This is a genomic window from Micromonospora sp. NPDC005237 (assembly GCF_040607775.1).
Taxonomy (GTDB): Bacteria; Actinomycetota; Actinomycetes; order Mycobacteriales; family Micromonosporaceae; genus Micromonospora.
The window spans coordinates 247,927-272,274 of the sequence record NZ_JBEXHJ010000002.1 but is presented as its reverse complement, the minus strand read 5'-3'; the positions used below and the strand labels follow the sequence as shown (position 1 = coordinate 272,274).

Below are 24,348 nucleotides of genomic sequence, written 5' to 3'. Positions count from 1 at the left end.
AGGCGACGGTTCATGGCCAATAATGTTCGACAGCTAGCGTAGTCCCGAACGGCCGCCTGGACCACGAATGGGGTCAGGCAGGTACATGGAGTGACCGAAAAGGGCGGGACTGTTCGCATCACCGGCCCGGCCGGCACGAACCGGTCCCCGACACGCGGAAGGAACGCTCGGTGGAGTACACATCCGGCGCCGCCTCCTGGCAAAAGGCCCTCCGACGGGCCGTCGCCGGGCTGCTGCCCCGGCGGCCACGCCAACGGCGACCAGGCTGGTCGATCGGGGTGCCCCTGATCGCCGCCGCAGCGGGGCTGCTCTTCACCACCACCGCGACCACGGCGGGCGGCACCGCTCTACGCGAGGACCGGCGGCCCCAGCTCAACCAGCTCATCGAGGAGCGCGAGCAGCAGGTCGAGGCGAGCGAACGCCGCGCTGCCACCCTGCGCGACGAGGTCCAGCAACGCACCGACACACTTGCCGGCTCGGACGCCCCAATCAAGGCCCAGCAGGCCCGGGCCCAGGGCAGCCTCAAGGCGGCCGGGTTCACCGCCGTCACCGGCACGGCCGTGACTGTCGAGCTGAACGACGCGCCCCAACACGACGACGAGGCCCACACCGACGCCACCAACGACGACCTGGTCGTGCACCAGGGCGACGTACAGGCCGTGGTCAACGCACTCTGGGCGGGTGGAGCGGAGGCCATGTCAATCATGAACGTCCGCGTGCTCGCAACCAGCGCGGTACGCTGCGTCGGTAACACCCTGCTGCTCCATGGGCGGGTGTACTCCCCACCGTTCAAGATCGTAGCAATCGGCGATCCCGCTGCCCTCCAGCAGGCCCTCGCCAGCTCTGAGGGAGTCCGGTTGTTCAAGGACGCAGTCGACGACTATCAACTCGGCTACAAGGAGTCCGTCTCCACGGTGACCATCAAGGCCTTCGAGGACTCGACCGCGCTGCGCTCGGCGACGGTGCCCAGGTGAGCAGCCCGGACGAACGCCGCGACGGGCGACACCGGGACCAGGCCGACGACCCGACCGCCTTCCTGCCCAAGGTCGACCGACCCGAGCCGACTCCGGAGCGGCCCGAGCCGACGCCGGGCCGGGCTCGGACCGGCAACTGGCCCGAGCCCGTGCTACCCGGCCGGCCACGGGCACCGCGTCCGGCGGAAGCTCCCGAGCCGCCGAGCGCCGCCGGCCCGCGCGCCGAGCACCCTGCCCCGCCCAGCGCCGGCCGACCGGACCCGCAGCGCGCTCCACACCACCCGAGCCCGGCGGCACCGCCGCCCTGGCCGGGTGCCGCAGCGCCCGGCTCGTCTCCACGCGGCGGGTCCGGCCAGCCCCCCGCCGCCGCTCCCGGCCGACCGACCGCGTCCCCCGCGCAGGGGCCGGTCCGGCCGGCCGCCCCGGGCAACGACCACGCGCGCGGCCCAGCCCCCGGCACCGCGCCGACCCGCCCGGCGACCGCCGGCGGCCCGTCCGGCGCCTCGACTCCTCCGAGCGGCGCGACCCAGTCCGGCGGCGATGCGCCGACCGCGTTCATCCCGAAGGTTGGCGCGGGTCCCGCACGCCCGACCAGCGCGGCGGGTGCCCCGGTCTCTCCAGCCGGGCCGGGCCGCCCCGCCGACCCGAACGCCACAGCCCTCATCCCCGCCGTACCGTCCGGTCCGGCAACCCGGCCTCCGGCCATGGACGCCACGGCGCTGATGGGCGCCGTCCCCCGTACGTCGACGCCGGATGAGCCGGCCGGCGCGGACGACAGCGCCGGCGAGCCTCCCCGACCCCGTCGGGGCGAGCAGGTGGTCCAACTCCGGCCGCACCAGACCGGCGAGGGTTACAAGAGCGTCTACTCGGAGCTCACCCGCCCGTCGTTCGGCTCCCGGCTACGCACCGGCATCCGGGTCACCGGCGAGGTGCTGATCACCTTCGGCCTGGTCGTGCTGCTCTTCGCCGGCTACGAGGTGTGGGGCAAGTCGGCCATCGTCGACGCCCACCAGAACGACCTCAGTAACGAGCTCGCCCAGGCGTGGGGTCCCGACGACGACCCCACGGTCGCCCCGTCGGCCACCCCGAGCGTCAAGCCGTCTCCACCCGTGCACGGCAAGCCGATCGCGGGCCTCTACATCCCCAAGCTCGACAAGAACTGGGTGGTGGTCGAGGGGGTCACCCAGGCCGACATCCGATACGCCCCGGGTCACTACCCGACCAGCGCACTGCCTGGTCAGGTCGGCAACTTCTCCGTGGCGGGTCACCGCAACCGGGCCACCTTCTGGCGGTTGGACGAGCTGGACGAGGGCGACGCGATCGTGGTCGAGGGCAAGACCGACTGGTACATCTACCGGGTGGCGCGGACCCGCATCGTGAAGCCCACGCAGGTCGAGGTGGTGGCCCCGGTGCCCGGCGAACCGAACAAGAAGCCGACCAAGCGGATGCTCACGCTGACCACCTGCAATCCGAAGTTCGACAACTACCAGCGCCTGATCATCCACGCCGAGCTGGACCGGACACAGCCCAAGTCGGCGGGCCGCCCGACGGAGCTGGGAGGCTGACCCGATGTACGCCTTCATCTGGCGTAAGCTCCCGTTCGGCCTGGCCGGCAAGCTGGTCGGTTCGGTGCTGCTCGCGGCCGCCACGGTGGCCCTGCTCTGGTACGTGGCCTTCCCGTGGGCCGAGCCGCTGCTGCCCTTCGACGACGTGCAGGTCACCCAGGACTCCGGCGTTCCGGGGGAGCCGGGCGGCGGAGACGCGGTGACCGGGGAGACTCCGGCCGGTGACGAGCACGAGCTGCCGTACGACACCGACCAGAACAATCCCGCGCCGTCCACTCCGAGCAGGTGACCATGCGCGTCCTGGTGATCGACAACTACGACTCGTTCGTCTTCAACCTGGTGCAGTACCTGGGCCAGCTCGGCGTGGACTGCGACGTCCGCCGCAACGACGAGATCGACGTCGCCGAGGTCGGCCGGGTGGGCGCGGCCGGCATCCTGCTCTCACCCGGACCGGGCAGCCCCGACCGGGCCGGCATCTGCCTGGACGTCATCCGGGAGTACGCGGGCGAGCTGCCGATCTTCGGCGTCTGCCTCGGCCATCAGGCCATCGGCGAGGCGTTCGGGGCGACCGTGACCCGGGCCCCCGAGTTGCTGCACGGCAAGACCTCCGAGGTGCGGCACCACTCGGTCGGCGTGCTCGCCGGCCTACCCGACCCCTTCACCGCCACCCGCTACCACTCGCTCGCCGTGCTCCCCGAGACGCTGCCCGACGAGCTGGAGGTCACCGGCTGGACCGGCTCCGGTGTGGTGATGGCGATGCGGCACCGGACGCTGCCCATCGAGGGCGTGCAGTTCCACCCGGAGTCGGTGCTCACCGAGGGCGGTCACCTGATGCTCGCCAACTGGCTGGCCGGTTGCGGTCACCCGGAGGCGCTGGAGCGCGCCCCCGCGCTGGCCGCCGAGGTCGACGCCCGGCGACTCGCCGCCTTCGCCACCGCGTAGACCGGCACCGGCCGGTCAGCTTCTCAGGGCGTCCCGCACGGCGGGGCTCACCGACGACCGGACCGCGGGCGGCCGGCCCCGGAACGCGTCCCAGGCCGCCTTGCCGCTGGCGAAGTAGTCGCGAACGGCCTTGCGGACGAGCAGGCCGGGTCCGCAACCACCGCATCGAGCGGTGACCCCGTCGACATCGAGCCCGAGGTGCCGACAGAGCGTGACCGCCCGGGACAGGTGATAGGACTGCGTCACGACCAGAGCCCGCTGGACGCCGTACACGTCTCTCGCGCGGGCGCAGCTGTCGTACGTGTCCAGGCCGAACGGGTCCGCCACCACCCGCCGGGGATCCACGCCGAGCTTCTCGGTCAGATATGCGGTCATCACCGTCGGCTCGTCGCCGGACGTGCCACCCCCGTCACCGGAGACCAGCACGACCCGGGCCCGCCCGGTACGCACCAGCTCGGCGGCGGTCTCCAGGCGGCCGACGAGCCGTTCGCCCGGCTGCCGCCCGTCAGCCGTCACCGCCGTACCCAGGACGATCACGACGTCGGCGGCGGGAGCGTCCGCTTCGCCGTAGGTGTGCCCGCGCGCTCCGAACGTCGTCCACAGCCACGGGACGCTGCTCAGGACAAGCACGACCACGCCCAGGGCAACCCCGCGCAGCAGATGCCGACGCCACCGGCCCGTCCTCGGACGATCAACGACGGAGCCCGGCCGGAGGCTCCGCACCCAGGCGCGGACGGCTACTCCTCGGGAAGTCGGACCGGCGGCGGGAAGATGGGCTGGCCGGAGCCACCACCGATGCCCGGCGTGGTCGGCGTGCCGCTCGGCGTCGGCGTCGGCGTCACCGGCGGGCTGGGCGTCTCCTCGACCTTCTCCGGGATGCTGATCTCCAGGGTCACCGTCCTGCCCTGGGCCAGCTCGGTGCCGCCCTTCGGGCTCTGCGACTGGACGCGTCCGGCCTGATCGGCCGCAACCTCATCGCCGTCGCGGAACTTGACGACGTAACCCGCCGCGCGAAGCTCCTGGGCGGCATCGTCCTTGGTGGAGTTGACGACGTTGGGGACCTTGTCGACGTTGCCCCGGGAGACCTCGACGGTGACCTTGCTGTCCTGGGCGACAGTGGTCCCCGACGGAGGGGTGACCTTGACGACGATGCCCTTCTGGGCCGGGTTGTCGACCTGCTTCTCGTCGACCACCAACCCTTGAGCTTCGAGCTGGTCCTTGACGTTCTCGAACTGCGAGTTGACCAGCCCGCTGGGGATCTTGACATCCGGTTTGCCGTCGCAGATCTGGACGGTCACCCGGCTGTTTTCCTTTAGCCGGACACCCGGTGCGGGATCCTGCTTGGCGACGGTGCCCTTCGTGCAGTCGTTGGCCAGGATCGGATCGCCCGCCACCGGCAGGAAGCCCGAATTCTGGATCTCGGTGAACGCCGCAGCCTGGGCCTTGCCGGCGAGGGTGGGCACCGACTTCAGGTCCTTGTCCTGCTGCTGATTCCACAGCAGGGCGGCGACCAGGGCGATCACCGCCAGCACGCCGACCGCGCTGAACAGGGCGATCAGCCAGGAGGACGCCTTGCGCTGGCGCGGATCGCCGACCCGGGCCGGGATCTGCCGGGTCTGCGGGCCGCTGGCGGCGGGCGGGTAGCCGCCACCGCCACCGGCCGGGGCCATCGCCACCGTCTCGGCCTCGCGCAGCACCGGAGTCGCCAGCACCGGCCGGCCGGCGGCGGCGCGCAGCAGGTCGGCCCGCATCTCGCCGGCGCTCTGGTAGCGGTTGAGCGGGTTCTTCGACAGGGCCTTGAGCACGATCGCGTCGACCGCAGGGGTGACGTCCGGGTTGATGTCGCTCGGGGTCGGCGGAGTCTCCCGCACGTGCTGGTACGCGACGCTTACCGGGCTGTCCCCGACGAACGGCGGGTGCCCACAGACCAGCTCGAAGAGGACGCAGCCGGCCGCGTACACGTCGGAGCGGGCGTCCACGGCCTCACCGCGCGCCTGCTCGGGCGACAGGTACTGGGCCGTGCCGATCACCGCGCTGGTCTGCGTCATGGTGGTCGCGCCGCTGGCCAGCGCCCGGGCGATGCCGAAGTCCATCACCTTGACCTGGCCGGTCTGGGTGAGCATGACGTTGCCCGGCTTGATGTCCCGGTGGATGATGCCGTGCCGGTGGCTGAACTCCAGCGCCGCGCACATGTCGGCGCAGATCTCCAGCGCACGGCGGGGCTGCAACCGGCCCTCGGCCCCGAGGACCTCCTTCAACGTCCGCCCGTTGACGAACTCCATGACGATGAAGGGCAGCGTCTCGCCGGTCGGCGCGGTCTCCTCGCCGGTGTCGTAGACCGCCACGATCGCCGGGTGGTTGAGCGATGCGGCGTTCTGCGCCTCCCGGCGGAACCGCATCTGGAACGTCGCGTCCCGGGCGAGGTCGGTGCGGAGCATCTTGATCGCGACGTCCCGACCGAGCCGGAGGTCGCGACCGCGGTGCACCTCGGCCATGCCGCCGTAGCCGAGCAGCTCGCCGACCTGGTACCTGCCACCGAGCAGGCGGGCCTGCGCTGTCATCGCGTCTGTCGTCCTTCGCTCGTCGTCGTCCCGCCGTCACCCGGCCGGAGTCGTACCTCACGACGGTACGACGTCCGGGTCGCATCGTCGCGTCCGTCGAGCCGCAGCGCGCCGGACGTCACGGTCTGTGAAGCCGACGCCCCGGACGCACCGGTCTGCGACTGCTTCCGCAGGTTGTAGGAAATCACGCCGGAGCAGAGCAGGACCAGTAAGGCCAGCAGGATGGCGAGGAGCACCATCCCGGGCCGGGACCGACGCGGCTCGGGCGCCGGCAGCCCCGGGACGGCCTGCCGGGCGTACGCCGGTGGCTGTTCCTGCCGGGTCTGTGCCGGCGGCACCGCCGCGGCGCCGCGCGGGTAGCCGGCCGGGGCGACCGGCGGGCGCGCGTGCGGTACGGCCGGTGCGACAGCTGTGGGGCGGGGCTGCTGGGCCGGCGCGACAGTCGTCGGGCGCTGCCCGACGGGAGGCTGCCGGTGCGGGGCGTTCGGCGGGCGGAGCTGCTGCGACTGCGGCACCTGGGCCCGGCCGGGCGCGGCGGGTGAGGACGGCGCACCGGAGACCGGGCCGGTGTGACCGCCGGCCCGGGCCTGCTGGGACAGCGCGGCCTTGAGCTGGCGGGCGACTCCGGCGAGCGCGGCGGCGCTCGGCCAGCGGGCGGCCGGATCCTTGGCCAGCGCCCGTTCCACCACCGCCCGGACCTGCGGCGGGATGTCGGACGGCAGCGGCCGGGGCGTTTCCCGGACGTGCCGCATGGCGATGTCGAGCGGGTTGTCGCCCTCGAACGGTCGCCGCCCGGCGAGGCACTGGTAGGCGACCACGCCGAGCGCGTACACGTCGGACGCCGGGGTGGCGACCTGACCGGTGGCCTGCTCCGGGGAGATGTACGAGGCGGTGCCGAGCACCGAGCCGGCGGCGGTGAGCTGGCCGACGATGTCGGAGCGAGCGATGCCGAAGTCGGTGAGCACCAGCGTGCCGTTCGGACGGACCAGCAGGTTGCCCGGCTTCACGTCGCGGTGCACGATGCCCTTTTCGTGGGCGGCGTGCAGCGCGTCGGCGGCCTGCGCGACGAGTGCCATCGTCCGGGCCGGGGTGAGCCGACCGACCCGGCTCAGCGTGGACGACAGGGCGTCGCCCTCGACGTACTCCATGACCAGGAAGGCGATCTGCTGGTCGTTGCCGAAGTCGTAGACGTCCACCACGCCGGGATGGTTGATGGTCGCCATGGTCCGCGCCTCGCCCCGGAACCGCTCGGCGAAGTCGGGGTCGTCGAGCAGCGCGGGGAGCAGGCTCTTGACCGCGACCGTCCGGCCGAGCACCTGGTCGGTGCCGCGCCAGACGTCACCCATGCCGCCGCTGGCGATCCGCTCGTCGAGGCGGTAGCGGTTGCCGAGCTGGACGCCGGGGCTGAGCATGTCAGCGGCCCCCGGGGTCGGCGATGGCGGCCCGCATGATCTGGCCGCCGATCCGGGCCGCTTCGGCGCTGCCGCCGCTGCCGGCCTGCTCCAGCACGACACACACCGCGGAGACCGGGTTGCCGTTCTTGTCCAGGGCGAAGCCGATGAACCAGCCGTGGTCGGGCCGGTCCGGGGCGGACTGCGCGGTGCCGGTCTTGCCGCCGACCGTGTAGCCGCTGATCGCCGCCTTCTGGCCGGTGCCCTTCTGGACCACGCTGACCATCATGTCGCGCAGGTCGCTGGCGACCTGACCGCTGACCGGCTGACGCAGCTCCCGCGGCTTCGCGGTGTAGTAGCTGGTGGTCCGGTCCGGGGCGAGGAGTTGCCGGACCAGGTACGGCCGCATCTGGCTGCCACCGTTGGCGACCGAACCGGCGATCATCGCGCCCTGCAGCGGCGTCATCCGGACGTTGTTCTGACCGATCGAGGACTGGGCCAACGCGGCCGGGTCGGTGCTGCCGTCCGGGTTCAGCATGTCGCCGGTCCGGCTGGCCGCCGTCCGCAGACCGCCCTCGCCGAGCTGCCCGACCGTGAGGTCCTCCTGCTCGAAGCCGAACTGCCGGGCCTTCTCCTTGACCTTGTCGGCGCCGAGCCGTACGCCGAGCTGCGCGAAGCCGGTGTTGCACGACTCGGTGACCGCCTCCAGCAGGGTGACCTGCGGCTCGGGGCAGATCGACGGGGCGGCGTTGCGGATCGGGCTGCCCGAGGTGGGTGGGGTGTAGCTGGAGCCGGCCGGGATCGGGGTCGTCTTGGTGACGCCGTTCTCCAGCGCCGCCGCGGCGACCACGATCTTGAAGGCGGAGCCCGGGGGCAGCGTCTCGGAGAGGGCCCGGTTCTTGAGCGGGCCGTCCGGGTTCTGCTCCAGCTTGTTGATCTCCGCCGCGGCCTCGGTCGTGTTGTGGCTGACCAGCGGGTTCGGGTCGAAGCTGGGCATGGACACCAGGGCCTGCACCGCACCGGTCCGCGGGTCGATGGCGATCGCCGCGCCGCGCTTCGCATCCACCTGGTTGTTGCGCATCTGGTCGTACGCCACGTCCTGCGCCCGCTTCGAGAGCGTGAGGAGCACGTTGCCGCCACCGGTCTCGTCGCCGGTGAACATGTCCTTGAACCGGTCGCCGATCAACTGGTCGCTGGTGCCGGCCAGGAAGTCGTTCTCCACCTGCTCGATGCCGGTGTCGGCCAGGTTGACCGGCTTGTAGCCGAGCACGTGCGCGTACTTGGCCCCACCCGGGTAGGTGCGCTGGAACTTCAGCTTGCCGGTGGTCTCCTTGCTGGTGGCCACCGCCGTGCCGCCAGCCTCGATGTTGCCGCGCTTGCGCTTGTAGTCCGCGACCTGGACCCGGCCGTTGTAGTCACTGGTGCGGTACTCGTCGGCCTTGTACGCCTGGATCCAGTTGAGGTTCGCGAAGAGCAGACCGAACAGGACCATGACGACGATGCCGACACGGCGCAGGGGTGCGTTCACGGCTTGATCACCTCCGTGGGAGCACCATGCAACTGCTCGGGCGGGCCGCCCGAGGGCCGGGCCGCCTTGCCGGCACCGCCGGTCACCGGTCGCCGGGCCCCATCGGAGACCCGCAACAGGACCGCGATGAGCAGCCAGTTCGCCATCAGCGACGAACCACCGGCGGACAGGAACGGGGTGGTCTGGCCGGTCAGCGGAATGAGCTTGCTGATGCCGCCGACGATCACGAAGACCTGCAGGCCCAGGGTGAAGGCGAGACCGCCCGCGAGCAGCTTGCCGAACGAGTCGCGCACCGCGAGCGCGGCGCGCAGGCCCCGCTCCACGATCAGCAGGTAGACCACGAGCAGCGCGGAGAGGCCGAACAGGCCGATCTCCTCACCGATGCCGGCGAAGATGAAGTCGTTCTGCACCTCGGGCAGGATGTCCGGCTGGCCGCCGCCCGGCCCGGCGCCGAAGAGCCCGCCCGTACCGAGGGCCAGCAGACCCTGGACGAGCTGGTAGCCCTTGTTGGTCGGGTCGGCGAACGGATCCAGCCAGATCTCGGCCCGCAGGTAGAAGTTGGCGAACGGCCCGCCGACAGTCGACCCGAGGACGTACGCGAGGTAGGCGCCGCCGAAGAAGAGGAGCAGACCGATCAGCAACCAACTGACCCGTTCGGTGGCGATGTAGAGCGTCACCACGAACATGCCGAAGTAGAGCAGCGAGGTGCCCAGGTCCTTCTCGAAGACCAACACCAGGAGGCTGATCAGCCAGACCACGACCACCGGGCCGAGGTCCCGACCACGCGGGAAGTCGATGCCGAGGAACCGCCGGCTGGCCAGCGACAGCACCTCACGCTTGCGTACCAGGTAGTAGGCGAAGAAGACCAGCAGCGCCAGCTTGGCGAACTCACCCGGCTGAAGCGAGAAGCCGCCGACCCGGATCCACAGCTTGGCGCCGTTGATCTCGGAGATGCTGCGCGGCAGCACCGCCGGAAGCATCACCAGCACGATGCCGGCAAGCCCCAGGGTGTACGCGTACCGGGAGACCGAACGGTGGTCGCGCATGATGGCGAGCAGGCCCGCGGCGAGGATCACCGAGGCGAGCGTCCACGCGAGCTGCCGGCCGCCGATGCCGGCGAAGGTGGCCAGATCCTCCCGGTCGACCGGGGCGGCCTCGCCCAGGTCGATCCGGCGCAGGAAGCCCACCCCGAGGCCGTTGAGCAGGGCCACCGCCGGCAGCAGGGCCGGGTCGGCGAACGGGGCGAGGAACCGGATGACCAGGTGCAGGCCGAGGAAGACCGCGCCGAGGGCGGCGGCGGGCATCCAGAAGTCCGGGGTGACCGTGTCCAGAAGGTTCGCCTCGACGGTCGCCATGTACGCGGCCACCAGCACCATCGCCAGCAGCAGCAGGGACAGCTCGGCGTTGCGTCGGGACCGGGCCAGGCGTACGCCGGACCCCCCGCCCGTGGTGGCGGGCGAGGGTGCCGGTGTGGCCGCTACGGTCACGGGTGGAGTCCTTGGGATCTCAGCCGACGCTCACTCGGGAGACCGGCAGCCGGCCGGGTCGAGCGCCGGCGTGGCCGAGTCGGAGGGCGTGGCGTCGGGTGTGGTGGTCGGATCGGTCCCGGCGGCGGTGGCCGCGCTGGTCGGGCTCGCGCTGACGACCCCGTTCACCGCCGCGCCGGGGCTTGGGCTGGTGTTCGGCGTCGGGGACGTCGCGGGCGGGGTCGGGGACGGGGTGGGCGTCGGGGTGCCGGTCGCCGCGCCCGGGTCGGGCGGGCAGATCGGCTTCAGGTTGGGGTTGGTCGGGGTGTCGCTGGTCAGCTCGGCGAGCTGGCGCTCGGCATCCGGCTCGTTCTTGGCCCGGATGCCCACCTTGACCGTGTCCTGAGCGGCGACCGTGAGGTCGTCCAACCGGGTACCGCTGGTGCGGTGCACGGTGGACAGGTCCATCCCGGCGATCTGCCCCTGGATGCCACGGAAGACGGCGACCTGCCCCTCCTCGGTGGCGCCCACGTAGTACTGCCGCTGGGTGTACGTCCAGCCGGCGAAGGCCGCACCACCGACGATCACCAGCAGGGCCAGCGCCATCGCGGCGGTCCGTACCGGCCGGCGCTTCGGCCGCTCCGGCTCGTCGTCCGACGCGTTGGGCTCCTCGGGCGCCGCGGGGCGCGGCGCGGAGAGCGCCGAGGCCCGGGCGGCCGGGGTCGAGTCGTCGGCGGAGGTGGCCATGCCCCGGTCCCGGGCGGCGGCGCCGCCGACGATCGGGGTGGCCTCGACGATGTCGTGGTCGGTGGCGTCGGCGATGATCACCGTGATGTTGTCCGGACCGCCGCCGCGCAGCGCGAGCTGCACCAGCCGCTCGACGCACTGCTGCGGGTCGGTGTACTCCCGCAGGGTCTCGCCGATGGTCTCGGCGCTCACCACGCCGGAGAGGCCGTCGCTGCAGATGAGGTACCGGTCGCCGGGCAGCACCTGGCGCACCGAGTACTCCGGGTCGATGTCCCGGCCGTCGAGAGCTCGGGTCAGCAGTGACCGCTGCGGGTGACTGCTCGCCTCCTCGGCGCTGATCCGGCCCTCGTCGACGAGCATCTGGACGTACGTGTCGTCCTTGGTGATCTGCGAGAACTCACCATTGCGCAGCAGATAGGCCCGCGAGTCGCCGATGTGGACCATCCCCAGCTTGCTGCCGGAGAAGAGGGTCGCCGTCAGCGTGGTGCCCATCCCCTCCAACTGCGGGTTGGCGTCCACCGTGTCGCGGAGCTGTTGGTTGGCGGTGCCCACGGCCGAACGCAACGCGTCGACGAGAGCGTCCCCTGGGACGTCCTCGTCGAGCGGCGCCATGGCACCGATGACGATGTTGCTGGCGACGTCACCGGCGGCCATGCCGCCCATGCCGTCGGCAACGGCGAGTAGCCGCGGCCCGGCGTAGACGGAGTCTTGATTGCCGTCACGGATCAGACCGCGGTCGCTGTGGGCCGCATAGCGCAGGGTCAGAGTCATGGCCGTAATTCGAGGGAAGTGCGGCCGATCCGGATCGGCACGCCGAGGGGTACGGGGGTTGGTCCGGTGACCTTAGCGCGATCTAGGTACGTGCCGTTAGTCGAGCCGAGGTCCTCGACGAACCACTGGCCCTCGCGCGGCACGAGTCTCGCGTGCCGCGCGGAGGCGTAGTCGTCGGTGATGACCAGGGTGGAGTCCTCGGCCCGACCGATGGTGATCTGCGCTTCACCGAGGGTGATGCGGGTGCCGGCCAGCTGACCTGCGGTGACCACCAACTGGTGGGCCGCCCTGCCCCGCTTCACCTTCGCCGGTTTGGCCGCCTGCCCCGTCGAGGCGCCAACCGCGCGTGGTGCCGCCACCAGGCGACCGGACCGTGCCCCCGCGAAGAGATCCCGACGGATCACGCCGACCACCGTGAACACGAAGATCCACAGCAGGATCAGGAACCCGAACCGGGCAACGGTGATGACCAGTGCCGGCAAGGCGGCTCAGCCGTCCACGCGGAAGGTCAGCGTCGTGGTGCCGAGCTGGACCATGTCACCCGGGTTGAGGGCGACGGCGGAGACCCGCTGCCCGTTGACCATGGTGCCGTTGGTGGAGCCCAGATCGGTCAGCACAACCTGGCCGCCATCGAAATCCAGCCGGGCGTGTCGCCGGGAGATGCCGACGTCGGGCAGGCGCAGGTTCGCCTGGTCGCCGCGACCGATCACCGTCGACCCCATCTGGAGCGGGTAGGTGCGTCCGTCACCGGAGACCAGCCGCACGTTGCGGCCGCCACCGTGCCCGGGCGGCGGGCCGTAGCCGCCACCCTGGTCGTACGCGGGGTAGGCGGGCGGGCCGGCGTCGTAGCCGGGTGCCGACACGGGGGCGACCTCGCCGCCGGTGTAGACCTCGGCGGTGACCCGGAACATTCCTGTGTCCAGGCCCTCGCCCCGCTCGATCTCGACGATCACGTCGCCGTAGACCGTCCAGGCCTGCTCGCCGATGAACTCCGCCTGCGACTGGGCCAGCTCCTGGGCCAGCGCGGCGGCGTACGGCGCCAGACGACTGTGGTCGAACGGCGAGAGATCGATCACGTAGCGGTTGGGCACCAACGTGCGCCCACCGGCCAGGATCGCCTTGTGCGCCTCGGCCTCCCGCTGCATGGCGTTGAGGATCTCCACGGGGTGGACCACCCCTTTGAAGACCTTGGCGAAGGCCCCCTCGACCAGGCCTTCCAGACGCTTCTCGAAGCGTTGCAGCACGCTCACCGGCTCCTCCTCGGGTCCCGAGGACATGATGGTATCCGGCCGGCGCGCGCGCAGCTCACACGCCGCTCGGCCGGCTGCTCCCGGCCCGTTCGGAAGGACCGGGACTGCCGTGCTAATCTTTCGTCCGCCACGAACGGTAACCGCTCGTGGCGAGCGTCTGGGACAGCGTAGTATTCCCGGGGCCTGTTGGAGACAGCGGGTCCGGGGCGGCTACAGTGTCTCGGGTCGTGCCACGGGGATGTGGCGGAATGGCAGACGCGCACGGTTCAGGTCCGTGTGCCCGAAAGGGCGTGGGGGTTCAACTCCCCCCATCCCCACCACAAGACGAGGGCTCCGCGGAATGCGGGGCCCTTCCGTCATATCGGGGCGTGCCGGGCGTCACGCTATGCTCCGATGGTTTCTGCCTCCGATGGACCAGGAGTGGCGTGTGAGTGTCGCGTTGGTGACCGGGTCGGGCGGTCTGATCGGCTCCGAGGCGGTCCGGCACTTCGCCGGCCTCGGTCTGGACGTCGTCGGCATCGACAACGACATGCGTCGGTACTTCTTCGGTGCGGACGGCTCCACCTCGTGGAGCCTGGAACGGCTCGGCCGTGACCTGGGTAACTCCTACACCCACTTCGCGGTGGACATCCGGGACCGCGACGGTCTGGAGCAGGTGTTCAAGAAGTACGGCTCGAACATCGCCGTGGTGATCCACAGCGCGGCGCAGCCGAGCCACGACTGGGCGGCCAAGGAGCCGTACACGGACTTCGACGTGAACGCCGGCGGCACGCTCAACATCCTGGAGAACACCCGCCGCCACGCGATCGACGCGCCGTTCATCCACTGCTCGACCAACAAGGTCTACGGCGACCGGCCCAACAGCCTGCCGCTGATCGAGCTGGAGACCCGGTACGAGCTGCCCGAGGACCACCGCTGGTACCAGGGCATCACCGAGGAGATGTCGATCGACCACTCACTGCACTCGGTCTTCGGCGCCTCCAAGGTCGCCGCGGACGTGATGGTGCAGGAGTACGGCCGCTACTTCGACATGAAGACCGCCTGCTTCCGGGGCGGCACCCTGACCGGCCCGGCCCACTCGGCCGCCGAGCTGCACGGGTTCCTGGCCTACCTGATGCGCTGCGTGATGGAGGGCCGGACGTACAACCTGTTCGGCTACAAGGGCAAGATGGTCCGCGACGCGATCCACTCCCACGACGTGCTGACCGCGTTCGAGGCGTTCTTCCGGTCGCCCCGCTCCGCGGAGGTCTACAACCTCGGCGGCGGCCGGCACTCGAACACCTCGCACATCGAGGCGTTCGCGATCGCCCAGGAGATCACCGGCCGCGAGGCGCAGATCAACTACGTCGAGCAGGCCCGCACCGGCGACCACCAGTGGTACGTGAGCAGCATGGCCCGGTTCGAGGAGCAGTACCCGGAGTGGAAGATCACGTACGACGTGCCGATGATCCTGCGGGAGATCTACGAGGCCAACGTGGACAAGTGGGTGCCACAGTCATGACGGCCAAGACCAAGCGCAACGTGCTCGGCGTCCTCGTCGACGCCACCGACTACGCCACGGCGACCGACGCCGTGGTGACCGCGGCGCACGAGCGGCGGCCACTCGCGCTTACCGCGTTGGCCGTGCACGGCGTGATGACCGGTGTGCTGGATCCCGCGCACAATGCCCGGCTCAACTCCTTCGACGTGGTCACCCCGGACGGACAGCCGGTGCGCTGGGCGCTCAACCTGCTGCACCACGCCGGGCTCACCGACCGCGTCTACGGGCCGACGCTGACCCTGCACGTGCTCTCCCGCTTCGCCGACGAGGGGCTGCCGGTCTACCTGTACGGCTCGACCGAGGAGACGTTGGCCAAGCTGATCCCGGCGCTGGAGCGGATGTTCCCCGCGCTGAAGATCGCCGGTGTGGAGCCGTCGAAGTTCCGCGCGGTCCAGCCGGGCGAGGACGCCGAGATCGCCGACCGGATCCGGTCCAGCGGCGCCCGGCTCGTCCTGGTCGGGCTCGGCTGCCCGCGCCAGGAGGTCTTCACGTACGCCATGCGCCCGCTGCTCGACATGCCGCTGATGGCGGTCGGCGCGGCCTTCGACTACCACGCCGGGCTGCTGCGCCAGCCCCCGCCGTGGATGCAGCGCGCCGGCCTGGAGTGGTTCTGGCGGCTCGGTCTGGAGCCGAAACGGCTCTGGCGCCGCTACGTGATCCTCAACCCCGCCTACCTGACCCGGCTCGCCGGTCAGAAGACCGGTCTGTGGAAGGCCCGCCCGCCGGCCCCGGCCACCGAGCGGCCGGCCACCTTCGCGGTCTGACCCCCGATCGGGTACGACACGAGGCCCCACCGGGATCGTCCGGATGGGGCCTCGTCCCTGGGGAACAGGTCAGACGGTCAGGGTCCAGCTGTTGATGTAGCCGGTGTCGGCCGAGTAGGTGTCGCGCACCTGAAGTCGCCAGGTGCCGTCGGCGGCCTCACCGGACACGTTGGCCGTGTACGTGGTGTTCACGTTGTCGGCGCTGTCCGAGGTGCTGCTGTTCTTCAGCCGGTACGCGCTGCCGTCCGGGGCGAGCAGGTCGATGACCAGATCACCGCGGTACGTGTGCACGATGTCCACCGCCACCGTGGAGGCCGACGAGGCGTTGCGCCCACAGCCGGCGATCGTGATCGAGCTGGTCACCGCCGCGCCGGCGTCCGGGATCGACACGTCGGTGCCGTTGGTGCCGGTGCAGCCGGTGGGCGGCGGCGGGGTGGTGCCGCCGCTACCCACGTAGAGCAACAGGTTCGGGGAGCCCGAGCCGGCGTTGGTCACCACATTGGGGGTCGCGTTGGCCACCAGTTGGTTGCGTACCTGCGCCGGGGTCCAGCCCGGGTTGGCGCTGGCTACCAGCGCCGCCGCGCCGACCACGTGGGGTGTGGCCATCGAGGTGCCGCTGATCGTGTTGGTCGCGGTGTTGCTCGTGTACCAGGCCGAGGTGATCGACGATCCCGGCGCGAAGATGTCCAGGCAGGTGCCGATGTTGGAGAACGACGACCGGGCGTCCGAGCTGGTCGTCGAGCCGACCGTGATCGCCTCCGCGGTACGCCCCGGCGAGGTGTTGCAGGCGTTCGCGCCGTTGTCGTTTCCGGCGGCGAGGCCGTACGTGACACCGGACGCGATCGAGTTGCGGACGGCGGTGTCCAGCGAGCTGTTCGCGCCGCCGCCGAGGCTCATGTTCGCCACCGCCGGCTTGATCGCGTTCTGGGTGACCCAGTCGACACCGGCGATCACACCGGCGTTGGTGCCACTGCCCGAGCAGTTCAGCACCCGTACGCCGACCAGTTGGACGCCCTTGGCCACCCCGTACGAGGATCCGCCGACGGTGCCGGCGACGTGCGTGCCGTGCCCGTTGCAGTCGTCGGCCGACCCGCCGTCCACGGCGTCGTAGCCGGAGGTGGCCCGGCCGCCGAAGTCGTTGTGGGTGAAGCGGATGCCGGTGTCGATGATGTAGGCGTGCACGTTGCTCGCCGTGTTCGGGTAGGTGTAGGAGCTGTCCAGTGGCAGGTTGCGCTGGTCGATGCGGTCCAGGCCCCAGGAGGGCGGGTTGGCCTGCGTTCCGGAGATCGACACCGTGTGGTTCTGCTCGACGTACGCGACGGCCGGGTCGGCGGCGATCCGTGCCGCCGCGCCCGGGCTGACGGTGACCTCGAAGCCACGCAGCGCCGTGCCGTAGGTGCGGGCGACCCTTCCGCCGTGCCGGCCGGTCAGCCGCTGCGCGGTGTCACCGACCCGGCTGGAGGTCACGGCGGTGTCCTTGAGGACGACGATGTAGCTGTCCGGCACGGCGGTGGCTCCACCGGCCTCCCGGACGACGCCGACGGGCTCGGCGGCCAGGGCCGGGGTGCCGACGGCCAGTACGGTCGCGGCGGTCACCCCGACCAGTACGGACCTGCGTGGAAGACCCATCTCCCTACCTCCCTCCGACCGGCGGCAAAAACGCGACCACCGGTACCACATCGATCGACACTTGCCGATCGAGCCGAGAGTAGATCGATGAGGCCGGGCAGATAAACATGTCGAAACGTCCATCACGTCGATGGGATGTCCCCTACGGGCCCGGCTTCCGGGGCCAACGGGGGTCCGGCCCGGATTCGCCGCGCTCCCGGACGGGGAAGAGTCTCCGACATGGAGAGTCAGCTGACCATCGTGTTGCCGGTCGCCGCCGTCTGGCTGGCCGCCGGGGTCCTGGCCGACCGACTGCCCCGGCTGCGCGACGCGCGTGCGCTGCATCGGCGTACCGGATGGTTGCTGGCGCTCGCGCTGGCGGGCGTGGCGCTGGTCGCGGCCGTGTCCATCGGCGGGCTGCTCAGCGCCGGCACCGCGCCGGTCGACCGGGCCGCCGCCGGGCTCACCCTCGCCACCGGCCCGGCGCTCGTGGTGGCCGTCTGCTCCGTACGACGGATCCGCCGCCTGCGGGCCGGGGCCGGCGCGTTCGACACCGCACCCGGGACACCCGCCCCGCACGGGCTGCGCGCCGCCGCGGCGCACCCGCTCATCGGGTTGCCGTTGCAGGTGACCGCCCTGGCGACGGTGCCGGCGGTGATCGCGGCGGCCGGCGCGGACCTCGGCGCCGAGCCCGGGGTCACCGGGCCGGCGATCACCGTCGGCGCACTCGCGGTGGCCGCGATCGGCGTCCGGCACGCGCTGCGGCACAGCCGGCTCACCGAGCGGGCTCAGCCCGCCGCGCCCCGGTCAGCGCGAGCGGCCGGACCCCTGCACGTATAGCAGCTCGAGGATCGCCCGGGTCGCCTCGAACCAGCGGTCCAGCCAGCCCGGCGGCGGGATGCTGCCCTTCGGCGGCAATTCCAGCAGCAGGCCGCGCAGCAGCGGGTGGTCGGCCAGCGAACCGGCCGGCTCCATCGGCCAGCCGGTCGGCGGGAACGACGGCTCGACCAGCGGGTTCGGGTCCAGCGACGGCAGCGAGAGCGGCGCGTCGGCCACCTCCTGGGCCGTCGCCTCCCGCCCGTCCAGCTCCTGGTCGGTCGAGACCACCTCGGTCAGTACGGTGTCCCGACGCGCCCCGCGGTACTTGCCACCGAACCGCTCCGGCTTGCCCGGACCGTTGGTGAGGTTCTCTGAACCGATCGTCGTCATCCGTCTCGCCTGCCTCGCTCGGGTGCGGGTCGGTGCGGCGGGTCGTCGACCAGCGCCGTACCGACCGGTTCAACGAGGCGGACCCGCTGTGGCGACGGGAATCCCGGCGGAACCTCACCGGGCCCGGCCGTTCGCTGCGGGTCGGCGGCGCTCCGGGACACGGAGGGTCCCCGCCCGGTCGGGACCGGACGGGGACCTCGACTGCTCACTCGGTCAGACCGAGCCCAACACACCATCCCTGGTGCCGGCGACAAAGGCGTGCCAGTCGCCGGGAGCGAAGACCAGGGCCGGGCCGGCCTTGTCCTTCGAGTCCCGCACTCCGACCGCCCCGGTCACGTACGCCACCTCCACACAGTTGTCGCAGTTCGGCCCGCTCTTCGAGCTCTTGAACCACGTCGCCTGCGTCAGGTCCACGGGGAACCCCTTGGTCGCCATCTCGGCTCCTCTGCCAGTTTTGCGATGTGTGCGATGGACTCCTCTGGACGAATGGCCGCAGCGCGGATGTGATCGAAGATGAAGCTGTACTTCTGCAGTTCGTCGCTCTTCTCAAGGAAAAGCCCACCCGTGGCGTTCTCCGCGTACACGACATCCGGATCACCGGGCTCGGGAAAACTGAGGATCGTGAAGGTCCCGTCCATGCCGGCGTGCGCACCCACCTCGAAGGGGAGGATCTGGAGCGTCACGTTCGGCAACTCGGCCACCTCGACCAACCGCCTGAGTTGGCCGCGCATCACCTCGTCCCCGCCCACCGGCCGACTTACCACCGCCTCATCGAGCACCACCCACAGATCGACCGGATCGTCCTGGGTCAACAACGACTGACGGCCCAGACGGACACGCACCCTCTGGTGTACCTGATCGGCGGTGAAGTCCGGACGGGCGGCTCGGATCATCGCCCCGGCGTACTCCTCGGTCTCCAACAGGCCCGGAACGACCTGCTGTTCGTACGCCCGGATCGAACTCGCCGCCGCCTCCAGCCCGACGTACGCCCCGACCAGCACCGTGCTGTACGGGTGCCACCAGCCCTTCTGCCGCGCCTCCCGGGCGATCTGAACGAGTTCGTCGCTCTCGGCACCCACGACGCCGTAGATCCTCAGCATGTCCCGCACGTCGCGCGGGGTGGCCGTGGTGTGCCCCGTCTCGATCCGGGAGATCTTGGACGCCGAGCACTCCAACTGCTCGGCGACAACCTCGATGGTGATCCCGGCCGACTCCCGCTGCCGGCGCAGCTCGGCGCCGAGCCGCCGCCGTCGGATCGTCGGGCTGCGCCGCTCACTCATTGCGCGGCCTCGGAGTCTCTGGTCCTCGCCGCTGGTTGCTCGACCCCACTCTCGGGCTACCTCCGGTCGACGCGCCACTGGCTGCCGCTCACCGGGGGCGCGACCGTCGACCGGCGAGCGTTCGCGACGAGGGGTGGTGCCGGTCATCGGCCGGCCGCGACGGGCGAAACCGGCCCTCAGTGTGCCGTCCGTACGCGGATGGCTTCAAGCGCCGCTTTGCGTGGCGGACTCACGTATCGGCAAAAGTCGACGTGCAACTTGCATGAAGCACGTCGCTGATGCAGTCTGTCCGTATGGCACGGATCACTCAGCGTCTCCGTCCGCTCTCCGGGTGTGGTGACCCCACCGACCCCGGATGGCCGGGCGGGGCGCGGGCCCGGCCGGCGCCACTCAGACCTGCGCCGGGGTGATGACCCCACCGCTGCAAGCCAGCTGACTGCGGCGGTGGGCGCGGTTCCCGGAAGCAGTCAGGTGATGGTCGGGTGGCGGCACGCCACCAGCGGGTACGGCCCGACCACCATCACGCACCAACCGGTCCACGAGGCGCGATCCCGTCACCGGGCCGAGACATCCCAGACCAGTCACCCGCCGGCACGACGCCGGCTCTCCCTCCCCAGGAGCCCATGTGCTTCCCCGCTCCGGTGACGTTCTGCACGTGACTCGCGCGGCGAGTGTCCAGTTCCTCAGGCCGATCATGTTCCGGGTGATCCGGGTGCTCGACTGGCCGACCTACGACGGTTGGCTCTGGCTCGACGGCTACGAACTCAACGCCGCCGGCGATGCCGTCAACCGACGGTCGATCTTCGTACAGCGGGAAGGGCTGCGACAGGTGCAGGCCGCGCCGGAGCCCCGCCCGCACACCGTACGGACCCGACGACCGGTCGCCCGTACGCCGGTCAGAGTCGGCTGACCAGCGCGAACCGCCGCGGGTAGGCGTGCCGTCGCCATAGAATCGGTACGCCCACCCCGGCATGTTCCACCGCACGTCCAGGACCCTGAGCCTGGGATGGTCATGGTCAATCAGCCCGCCGTGCGGCGGCACCACCGCTCCCGTATCACCTACGCTCTCGGACTGCTCGCTCTCCTCGGCGCCGTGACCACCATCGTGGTCCTGGTCCGCGACCCGGCGTTGTCGTCCACCCGGCTGGCCGTTCCGGTGCCGGCTCCGGAGATCACCGTGGTCGACGCCGACCCGCCCGCCGACGAACCCGGCTGGATCAGCGCCGATGCCCCCGACGGACGCGTCGGAGCGTCCGACCCGGCCGGCCCGGCCGCCGGGGCCGGCGCCGGCGGTCAGTCCGACGGACCGGAGGAACTCAGCGACGCCGCGCCGGCGGGGCACACCGCCACGGACGTCCGCCGCTCGCTGTTCTGGTCCGGGATCTTCGGCCTCACCATCTCGCTCGCCGGCCTCGGCCTCGTCGGCACCCGCCGCCGGATGTGGTGAACATCGGTCACGGCGTGGTCGTCACCGTCGGGCTCGGGCTGGTCGGGCTGGTTGCGGTCGAGGGCCGAGCCTGGGAGATCACCAGCAGCACCTCCTCGTCGGTCCGCACCGTCGCGCCGGCCTCCGGATCGGTGCTGACCACCGTCCCCGGCGGCAGCTCGGACGGGCGGTACACCACTCGGTAGCTCAGGCCGAGCCGGTCCAGCAGCCTCTCGGCGGTGGCCTGCGGCAGGCCGGTCAGCGGCGGCACCGGTAGCCGCGCTTCCTCGGTGGTCGCCGCCGGGCTGCTCGGCGTCGCGCTGCTGGGCGCCGCCGAGGTCGGGGCGCTGCTGCTCGGCGGGGCGCTGGCACTGGCCGGCGGGACAGACGGCGTCGCCGGGTTGTCGGGGTCGTCGTCCCGGGCGTTGAGCACCACCCACAGAGCCGCCCCGAGCAGCCCGGCGAGCAGCAGAGCGAGTACGCCCCAGAGGATCGGCAGCCACCAACGCCGGCCACCCTGCTCCTCGACGTACCAGTCCGCAGTCGGTTCGGCCGGTCGGGGCGCGCGCACCTCGGCCCGCCCGGACCACGGCGGCGGCGTCGACCGCTCCACCGGCATCCGCGCCGTCCGGTCACCCGACGGCTCCGCGGCGGCCCGGTCGATCGGCATCGTCTCGTCCGGCGACCCACCACGACCAACCGAAACAGCCCGGTCGATCGGCATCGTCTCGTCCGGCGACGCGGTGCGGTCCGGCGGCTGCGGCCGGTTGCCGCCGGGGGGCGGCAGGGGGCGCGTACGGTCGTCCTCGGGCTCCCCGGCGGGCGGCTCCTGGCGGTCGTCGCTCATCGCACGTCCTTTCCCGAACCGGGCGGGCGCCGTGGCCCTCGACCGTCAACCTAACCGCCCACGTCGACATCGGCCGGTATCGGTGCCGCGAACCGCGTGCCGCGGTCGGGCCAACTGGTGTCCGACGGGCCAGGCCGGGTGGGTCGACGCCGCAAAGCGGTGCGGGTCAGAGGGTGGGCTTCACGGTCGGCTGGCTCGGCGGGGGCGCCGCCCCGCACCAGATGCTCACCTCGTCGTTCCAGCGGGCCGGGCCGTCCTCGGCCGGCTCCTGCCGGCTGACCTTCCCGCTGCGCCCACTGCGGTAACGCGGGTAGAGCCCCTCCTCGACCAGCTCATCGGCCGCCTCGGCGCAGTCGTCGCCGACCACGTCCGGCACCTCGGCGGCGGGGGCCGGACCGGCCACCTGGAGCTGGACGGTGGTGCCCCGGGCCACCTCGGTGCCCACGGCCGGCGAGGCGCTCTCCACCGTGCGGCCGGTGCCGCCGCCGAAGACCAGACGCCAGCCCAACCGCTGCTTACGCAGCATCTCGCGGGCCTGCACGAAGTCGGCGCCGACCACCGGTGGCACGGTCAGCCCCGTCCCCTTCGTCGTGGAGGCGGTCGTCCGTGGGGCGGACGGCGTGGTCCGGCCGGTGGTCGGCCGGGACGAGGTGGCCCGGCCGGTCGGCGTACCGGCCGTGGTGGCCACCGCCTGCGGGTTCGCCGGAGATTCGCCATCGTCGCCGGCCAGCAGCCAGCCACCTGTCGCACCGACCACGGCCAGCAGCACCGCGACCAGCCCGCCACCGAGCAGCACGCTGGCCCGGCTTCCACCGCCGCCGGCCTGGCCGCCGGCGGAATCCTGCCGACCCGTGTTCGCGTCCGTCATACCGCCCACCGCCTCATCACCGGCGACCGTACCGTTAGCCGCCCATCACGTTGTGCCGACGGTCCATACCGGCGGGTCACCACGACTCGCCGCACCGACGACGGGACGTTACGCTGCCCGGCATGGCCAGACGGGGCTGGGGAGTATCGATCGTGACGGCGATCGGGGTCGCTGCCGGCGCGGGCGCCGCGCAGCTCGGCTTCGGCTACGGGCTCGGCGTCATCACCTGGACGCCCACCGACGCCGGGGCCAACGACACGGCCTGGGCGGATGGCCTCGCCTGGGCCAGCTGGCTCGCCGCCAGCTCGACAGTGCTCGGCGCGGTCTGCGCGCAGCGACTGCACCAGCGTGCCGTACCCCCAGCGGTTGACCAGCCGGCCACCGGCGCCGAGCCGACGGCACCCGCCCCGGCGACCGAGACGGCTCTGCCGCAGCCGGCGGCGCCCGACGAGGGACGGCCGGCCCGGGTCGAGGGCGCCGAGGCGGCGCGGACCCGGTCGACCTCGGCGGTCGATCGATCGGCACCGGTGGCCGACACGCCGCCCGACGAGCCCGGCGGCCTGTTCCGCAGGCTGTCGCTGGCGCTCGGCGCCGGGCTCGGTGGACTGGTCACCGTGCTGCTGGTCGCCGTACCGGCCCGGGTCGCCGCGGGTGCCGACAGCGGCACGCCGCAACGGGTCGCCGCCCTGCACGCGGTGCTGGGCATTCTGATCGGCGTGTTCGTCGCGCTCTGGGCGCTGCGCTCCCGCACCGCCGCGCTGAACGTCACCGCGACGGCCGCCTGGCTCTGGCTGCTCGCGGTGGTCTCGGTCATCGACGGGGTACGCGTCGGGCGCGGGCTCACCGGCGCTCAGCTCGGCACCTGGCAGCTCGACCCGGACCACGCGCGGTACTGGATCGGGGGCCAGCTCTACTGGCCCGGCGCGCTGCTGGCGCTCGTACCCGCGCTCCTGATCGGTGCGCTCGCCGCTCGGGGCGCCGCGCGGTCGGACGGGCACCGGATCGGCGCGGCGGCCTCCGGCGCGGCCGGTCCGCTGCTCGTCGCGCTCGCCTACCTGACCACGGTGCCGCGCTGGGTCACGCTGGGGCCCGCACAGTTCTCCACCCAGCTCATCGCCCCGTACGCGGTGATCGCCGGTGTCGGCGGCTCGGTGCTGGCCGCCGTCCTCGCCGAGCGGGCCGGCCGCAGGCGCGTTGCCCACCGACGGTCAGCCGCCGCCGGCACGCAGCCCGCACCGACCGCCCCGATGGAGCCCGATCCGACCACCCGCCCGGGCGCTCGGATCGGCAGCACCTCGGCCGGCGCGACCGTACCGACTCCCGGCGGCCGGGCGACCGGCGCTGGGCCGGACGGCGACGGGCCGGCGACGGACACCTCGACCGGTACGGCGCCTCGGCGCGGCAGGACCACGTCGCCGGTGACCAGGTCGGAGGCCCGGTCGGGCGACGCGAACGCCGCACCCCGGGTACCGACGCCTCGGCCGTCCCCGGACGACACGGCTCTGGCCGAACCCGCCACCACCGGGCCGACCGAGGACCCGGCACCCCGGCGTGCCCGTCCGCCCCGGAGGAGCACCCGCCCCACCGACTGACTCCCGGTCCGACCCCGCC

The 24,348-nt window shown here is 72.0% G+C and carries 24 protein-coding genes and 1 tRNA gene; 11 read left to right on the top strand and 14 right to left on the bottom strand.

Annotation, left to right across the window (positions count from 1 at the left end):
- The first annotated feature begins 170 nt into the window (after positions 1 to 170).
- The 4 genes from ABZT87_RS06145 to ABZT87_RS06130 are packed head-to-tail and all read left to right on the top strand — an operon-like array spanning position 171 to position 3,481.
- On the top strand, positions 171 to 974 hold the full coding sequence (locus ABZT87_RS06145; RefSeq protein WP_354854958.1) for a DUF881 domain-containing protein: 804 nt from the start codon (positions 171 to 173) through the stop codon (positions 972 to 974).
- Entirely contained in the window at positions 971 to 2,539 is a 1,569-nt protein-coding gene (locus ABZT87_RS06140; protein ID WP_355134003.1) for a class E sortase, read from the top strand. The genes ABZT87_RS06145 and ABZT87_RS06140 overlap by 4 nt, the downstream gene beginning before the upstream one ends.
- A gap of 4 nt (positions 2,540 to 2,543) precedes the next feature.
- The gene (locus tag ABZT87_RS06135) at positions 2,544 to 2,828 is read left to right on the top strand and encodes a hypothetical protein (protein WP_354854954.1); all 285 of its coding nucleotides are present in this window, start codon (positions 2,544 to 2,546) and stop codon (positions 2,826 to 2,828) included.
- A gap of 2 nt (positions 2,829 to 2,830) precedes the next feature.
- Positions 2,831 to 3,481, top strand: coding sequence for an aminodeoxychorismate/anthranilate synthase component II (locus tag ABZT87_RS06130; protein ID WP_355134001.1), 651 nt, complete (start codon positions 2,831 to 2,833; stop codon positions 3,479 to 3,481).
- Between the two features lie 15 nt (positions 3,482 to 3,496).
- Here ABZT87_RS06130 and ABZT87_RS06125 read toward each other — a convergent pair whose 3' ends face one another.
- From ABZT87_RS06125 to ABZT87_RS06090, 8 genes are all read right to left on the bottom strand, one after another.
- Positions 3,497 to 4,117, bottom strand: coding sequence for an ElyC/SanA/YdcF family protein (locus ABZT87_RS06125; protein ID WP_355133999.1), 621 nt, complete (start codon positions 4,115 to 4,117; stop codon positions 3,497 to 3,499).
- A gap of 101 nt (positions 4,118 to 4,218) precedes the next feature.
- Entirely contained in the window at positions 4,219 to 6,042 is a 1,824-nt protein-coding gene (gene pknB, locus ABZT87_RS06120) for a Stk1 family PASTA domain-containing Ser/Thr kinase (protein WP_355133997.1), read from the bottom strand.
- Entirely contained in the window at positions 6,039 to 7,454 is a 1,416-nt protein-coding gene (locus ABZT87_RS06115) for a protein kinase (RefSeq protein ID WP_354854947.1), read from the bottom strand. Before ABZT87_RS06115 ends, pknB begins: the two co-directional genes overlap by 4 nt.
- Before the next feature lies 1 nt (position 7,455).
- Entirely contained in the window at positions 7,456 to 8,961 is a 1,506-nt protein-coding gene (locus ABZT87_RS06110) for a penicillin-binding protein 2 (protein WP_355133995.1), read from the bottom strand.
- On the bottom strand, positions 8,958 to 10,448 hold the full coding sequence (locus tag ABZT87_RS06105; RefSeq protein ID WP_355133993.1) for an FtsW/RodA/SpoVE family cell cycle protein: 1,491 nt from the start codon (positions 10,446 to 10,448) through the stop codon (positions 8,958 to 8,960). The genes ABZT87_RS06110 and ABZT87_RS06105 overlap by 4 nt, the downstream gene beginning before the upstream one ends.
- 30 nt (positions 10,449 to 10,478) lie before the next feature.
- Positions 10,479 to 11,945, bottom strand: a complete 1,467-nt coding sequence (locus ABZT87_RS06100) for a protein phosphatase 2C domain-containing protein (RefSeq protein WP_355133991.1) — start codon at positions 11,943 to 11,945, stop codon at positions 10,479 to 10,481.
- Positions 11,942 to 12,427, bottom strand: coding sequence for an FHA domain-containing protein (locus ABZT87_RS06095; protein ID WP_007454124.1), 486 nt, complete (start codon positions 12,425 to 12,427; stop codon positions 11,942 to 11,944). The genes ABZT87_RS06100 and ABZT87_RS06095 overlap by 4 nt, the downstream gene beginning before the upstream one ends.
- A 6-nt stretch (positions 12,428 to 12,433) precedes the next feature.
- The gene (locus ABZT87_RS06090; protein ID WP_007454122.1) at positions 12,434 to 13,222 is read right to left on the bottom strand and encodes a DUF3662 and FHA domain-containing protein; all 789 of its coding nucleotides are present in this window, start codon (positions 13,220 to 13,222) and stop codon (positions 12,434 to 12,436) included.
- Positions 13,223 to 13,429: 207 nt separating this feature from the next.
- Here ABZT87_RS06090 and ABZT87_RS06085 point away from each other — a divergent pair.
- The 3 genes from ABZT87_RS06085 (at position 13,430) to ABZT87_RS06075 (ending at position 15,499) form a co-directional block, all read left to right on the top strand.
- A tRNA-Leu gene (locus tag ABZT87_RS06085) sits at positions 13,430 to 13,515 on the top strand.
- A gap of 65 nt (positions 13,516 to 13,580) precedes the next feature.
- Positions 13,581 to 14,696, top strand: a complete 1,116-nt coding sequence (locus ABZT87_RS06080; RefSeq protein ID WP_354854938.1) for an NAD-dependent epimerase/dehydratase family protein — start codon at positions 13,581 to 13,583, stop codon at positions 14,694 to 14,696.
- Entirely contained in the window at positions 14,693 to 15,499 is an 807-nt protein-coding gene (locus tag ABZT87_RS06075) for a WecB/TagA/CpsF family glycosyltransferase (RefSeq protein WP_354854937.1), read from the top strand. Before ABZT87_RS06080 ends, ABZT87_RS06075 begins: the two co-directional genes overlap by 4 nt.
- A gap of 69 nt (positions 15,500 to 15,568) precedes the next feature.
- Here ABZT87_RS06075 and ABZT87_RS06070 read toward each other — a convergent pair whose 3' ends face one another.
- Entirely contained in the window at positions 15,569 to 17,128 is a 1,560-nt protein-coding gene (locus ABZT87_RS06070; protein WP_355133989.1) for a S8 family serine peptidase, read from the bottom strand.
- A gap of 219 nt (positions 17,129 to 17,347) precedes the next feature.
- Between ABZT87_RS06070 and ABZT87_RS06065 the strand changes: the two genes are divergently transcribed.
- The gene (locus ABZT87_RS06065) at positions 17,348 to 17,947 is read left to right on the top strand and encodes a hypothetical protein (RefSeq protein ID WP_355133987.1); all 600 of its coding nucleotides are present in this window, start codon (positions 17,348 to 17,350) and stop codon (positions 17,945 to 17,947) included.
- Here the strand turns inward: ABZT87_RS06065 and ABZT87_RS06060 are convergent.
- From ABZT87_RS06060 to ABZT87_RS06050, 3 genes are all read right to left on the bottom strand, one after another.
- Entirely contained in the window at positions 17,915 to 18,316 is a 402-nt protein-coding gene (locus tag ABZT87_RS06060) for a hypothetical protein (protein ID WP_354854931.1), read from the bottom strand. The genes ABZT87_RS06065 and ABZT87_RS06060 overlap by 33 nt on opposite strands.
- 213 nt (positions 18,317 to 18,529) lie before the next feature.
- Positions 18,530 to 18,751, bottom strand: coding sequence for a DUF397 domain-containing protein (locus ABZT87_RS06055; RefSeq protein ID WP_007454112.1), 222 nt, complete (start codon positions 18,749 to 18,751; stop codon positions 18,530 to 18,532).
- On the bottom strand, positions 18,721 to 19,596 hold the full coding sequence (locus ABZT87_RS06050) for a helix-turn-helix transcriptional regulator (protein WP_354854929.1): 876 nt from the start codon (positions 19,594 to 19,596) through the stop codon (positions 18,721 to 18,723). Before ABZT87_RS06050 ends, ABZT87_RS06055 begins: the two co-directional genes overlap by 31 nt.
- A 625-nt stretch (positions 19,597 to 20,221) precedes the next feature.
- Here ABZT87_RS06050 and ABZT87_RS06045 point away from each other — a divergent pair.
- Positions 20,222 to 20,506 carry a hypothetical protein gene (locus tag ABZT87_RS06045; protein WP_354854927.1) on the top strand — a complete coding sequence of 95 codons (285 nt, stop codon included), beginning with the start codon at positions 20,222 to 20,224 and terminating at the stop codon, positions 20,504 to 20,506.
- A 96-nt stretch (positions 20,507 to 20,602) separates the two neighbouring features.
- Positions 20,603 to 21,043, top strand: coding sequence for a hypothetical protein (locus ABZT87_RS06040; RefSeq protein ID WP_355133985.1), 441 nt, complete (start codon positions 20,603 to 20,605; stop codon positions 21,041 to 21,043).
- 7 nt (positions 21,044 to 21,050) lie between these two features.
- Here ABZT87_RS06040 and ABZT87_RS06035 read toward each other — a convergent pair whose 3' ends face one another.
- Both ABZT87_RS06035 and ABZT87_RS06030 read right to left on the bottom strand, forming a co-directional pair.
- A complete protein-coding gene (locus ABZT87_RS06035) occupies positions 21,051 to 21,869 on the bottom strand; it encodes a PASTA domain-containing protein (RefSeq protein WP_354854923.1) in 819 nt (272 codons plus the stop codon).
- 166 nt (positions 21,870 to 22,035) lie between these two features.
- Positions 22,036 to 22,737, bottom strand: a complete 702-nt coding sequence (locus ABZT87_RS06030; RefSeq protein ID WP_355063284.1) for a PASTA domain-containing protein — start codon at positions 22,735 to 22,737, stop codon at positions 22,036 to 22,038.
- A 122-nt stretch (positions 22,738 to 22,859) separates the two neighbouring features.
- On the opposite strand from ABZT87_RS06030, the gene ABZT87_RS06025 reads away from it, so the two are divergent.
- On the top strand, positions 22,860 to 24,329 hold the full coding sequence (locus tag ABZT87_RS06025) for a hypothetical protein (protein ID WP_355133983.1): 1,470 nt from the start codon (positions 22,860 to 22,862) through the stop codon (positions 24,327 to 24,329).
- The last annotated feature ends 19 nt before the right edge of the window (positions 24,330 to 24,348 follow it).

Bases quoted from the DNA above. Each gene is read 5' to 3' on its own strand.
- ABZT87_RS06135 (WP_354854954.1), top strand. From the start codon at position 2,544: ATGTACGCCTTCATCTGGCGTAAGCTCCCGTTCGGCCTGGCCGGCAAG.
- ABZT87_RS06130 (WP_355134001.1), top strand. From the start codon at position 2,831: ATGCGCGTCCTGGTGATCGACAACTACGACTCGTTCGTCTTCAACCTG.
- pknB (WP_355133997.1), bottom strand. From the start codon at position 6,042: ATGACAGCGCAGGCCCGCCTGCTCGGTGGCAGGTACCAGGTCGGCGAG.
- ABZT87_RS06115 (WP_354854947.1), bottom strand. From the start codon at position 7,454: ATGCTCAGCCCCGGCGTCCAGCTCGGCAACCGCTACCGCCTCGACGAG.
- ABZT87_RS06100 (WP_355133991.1), bottom strand. From the start codon at position 11,945: ATGACTCTGACCCTGCGCTATGCGGCCCACAGCGACCGCGGTCTGATC.
- ABZT87_RS06090 (WP_007454122.1), bottom strand. From the start codon at position 13,222: ATGTCCTCGGGACCCGAGGAGGAGCCGGTGAGCGTGCTGCAACGCTTC.
- ABZT87_RS06080 (WP_354854938.1), top strand. From the start codon at position 13,581: ATGCTCCGATGGTTTCTGCCTCCGATGGACCAGGAGTGGCGTGTGAGT.
- ABZT87_RS06075 (WP_354854937.1), top strand. From the start codon at position 14,693: ATGACGGCCAAGACCAAGCGCAACGTGCTCGGCGTCCTCGTCGACGCC.
- ABZT87_RS06070 (WP_355133989.1), bottom strand. From the start codon at position 17,128: ATGGGTCTTCCACGCAGGTCCGTACTGGTCGGGGTGACCGCCGCGACC.
- ABZT87_RS06065 (WP_355133987.1), top strand. From the start codon at position 17,348: ATGGAGAGTCAGCTGACCATCGTGTTGCCGGTCGCCGCCGTCTGGCTG.
- ABZT87_RS06060 (WP_354854931.1), bottom strand. From the start codon at position 18,316: ATGACGACGATCGGTTCAGAGAACCTCACCAACGGTCCGGGCAAGCCG.
- ABZT87_RS06055 (WP_007454112.1), bottom strand. From the start codon at position 18,751: ATGGCGACCAAGGGGTTCCCCGTGGACCTGACGCAGGCGACGTGGTTC.
- ABZT87_RS06050 (WP_354854929.1), bottom strand. From the start codon at position 19,596: ATGAGTGAGCGGCGCAGCCCGACGATCCGACGGCGGCGGCTCGGCGCC.
- ABZT87_RS06040 (WP_355133985.1), top strand. From the start codon at position 20,603: ATGGTCATGGTCAATCAGCCCGCCGTGCGGCGGCACCACCGCTCCCGT.
- ABZT87_RS06035 (WP_354854923.1), bottom strand. From the start codon at position 21,869: ATGAGCGACGACCGCCAGGAGCCGCCCGCCGGGGAGCCCGAGGACGAC.
- ABZT87_RS06030 (WP_355063284.1), bottom strand. From the start codon at position 22,737: ATGACGGACGCGAACACGGGTCGGCAGGATTCCGCCGGCGGCCAGGCC.
- ABZT87_RS06025 (WP_355133983.1), top strand. From the start codon at position 22,860: ATGGCCAGACGGGGCTGGGGAGTATCGATCGTGACGGCGATCGGGGTC.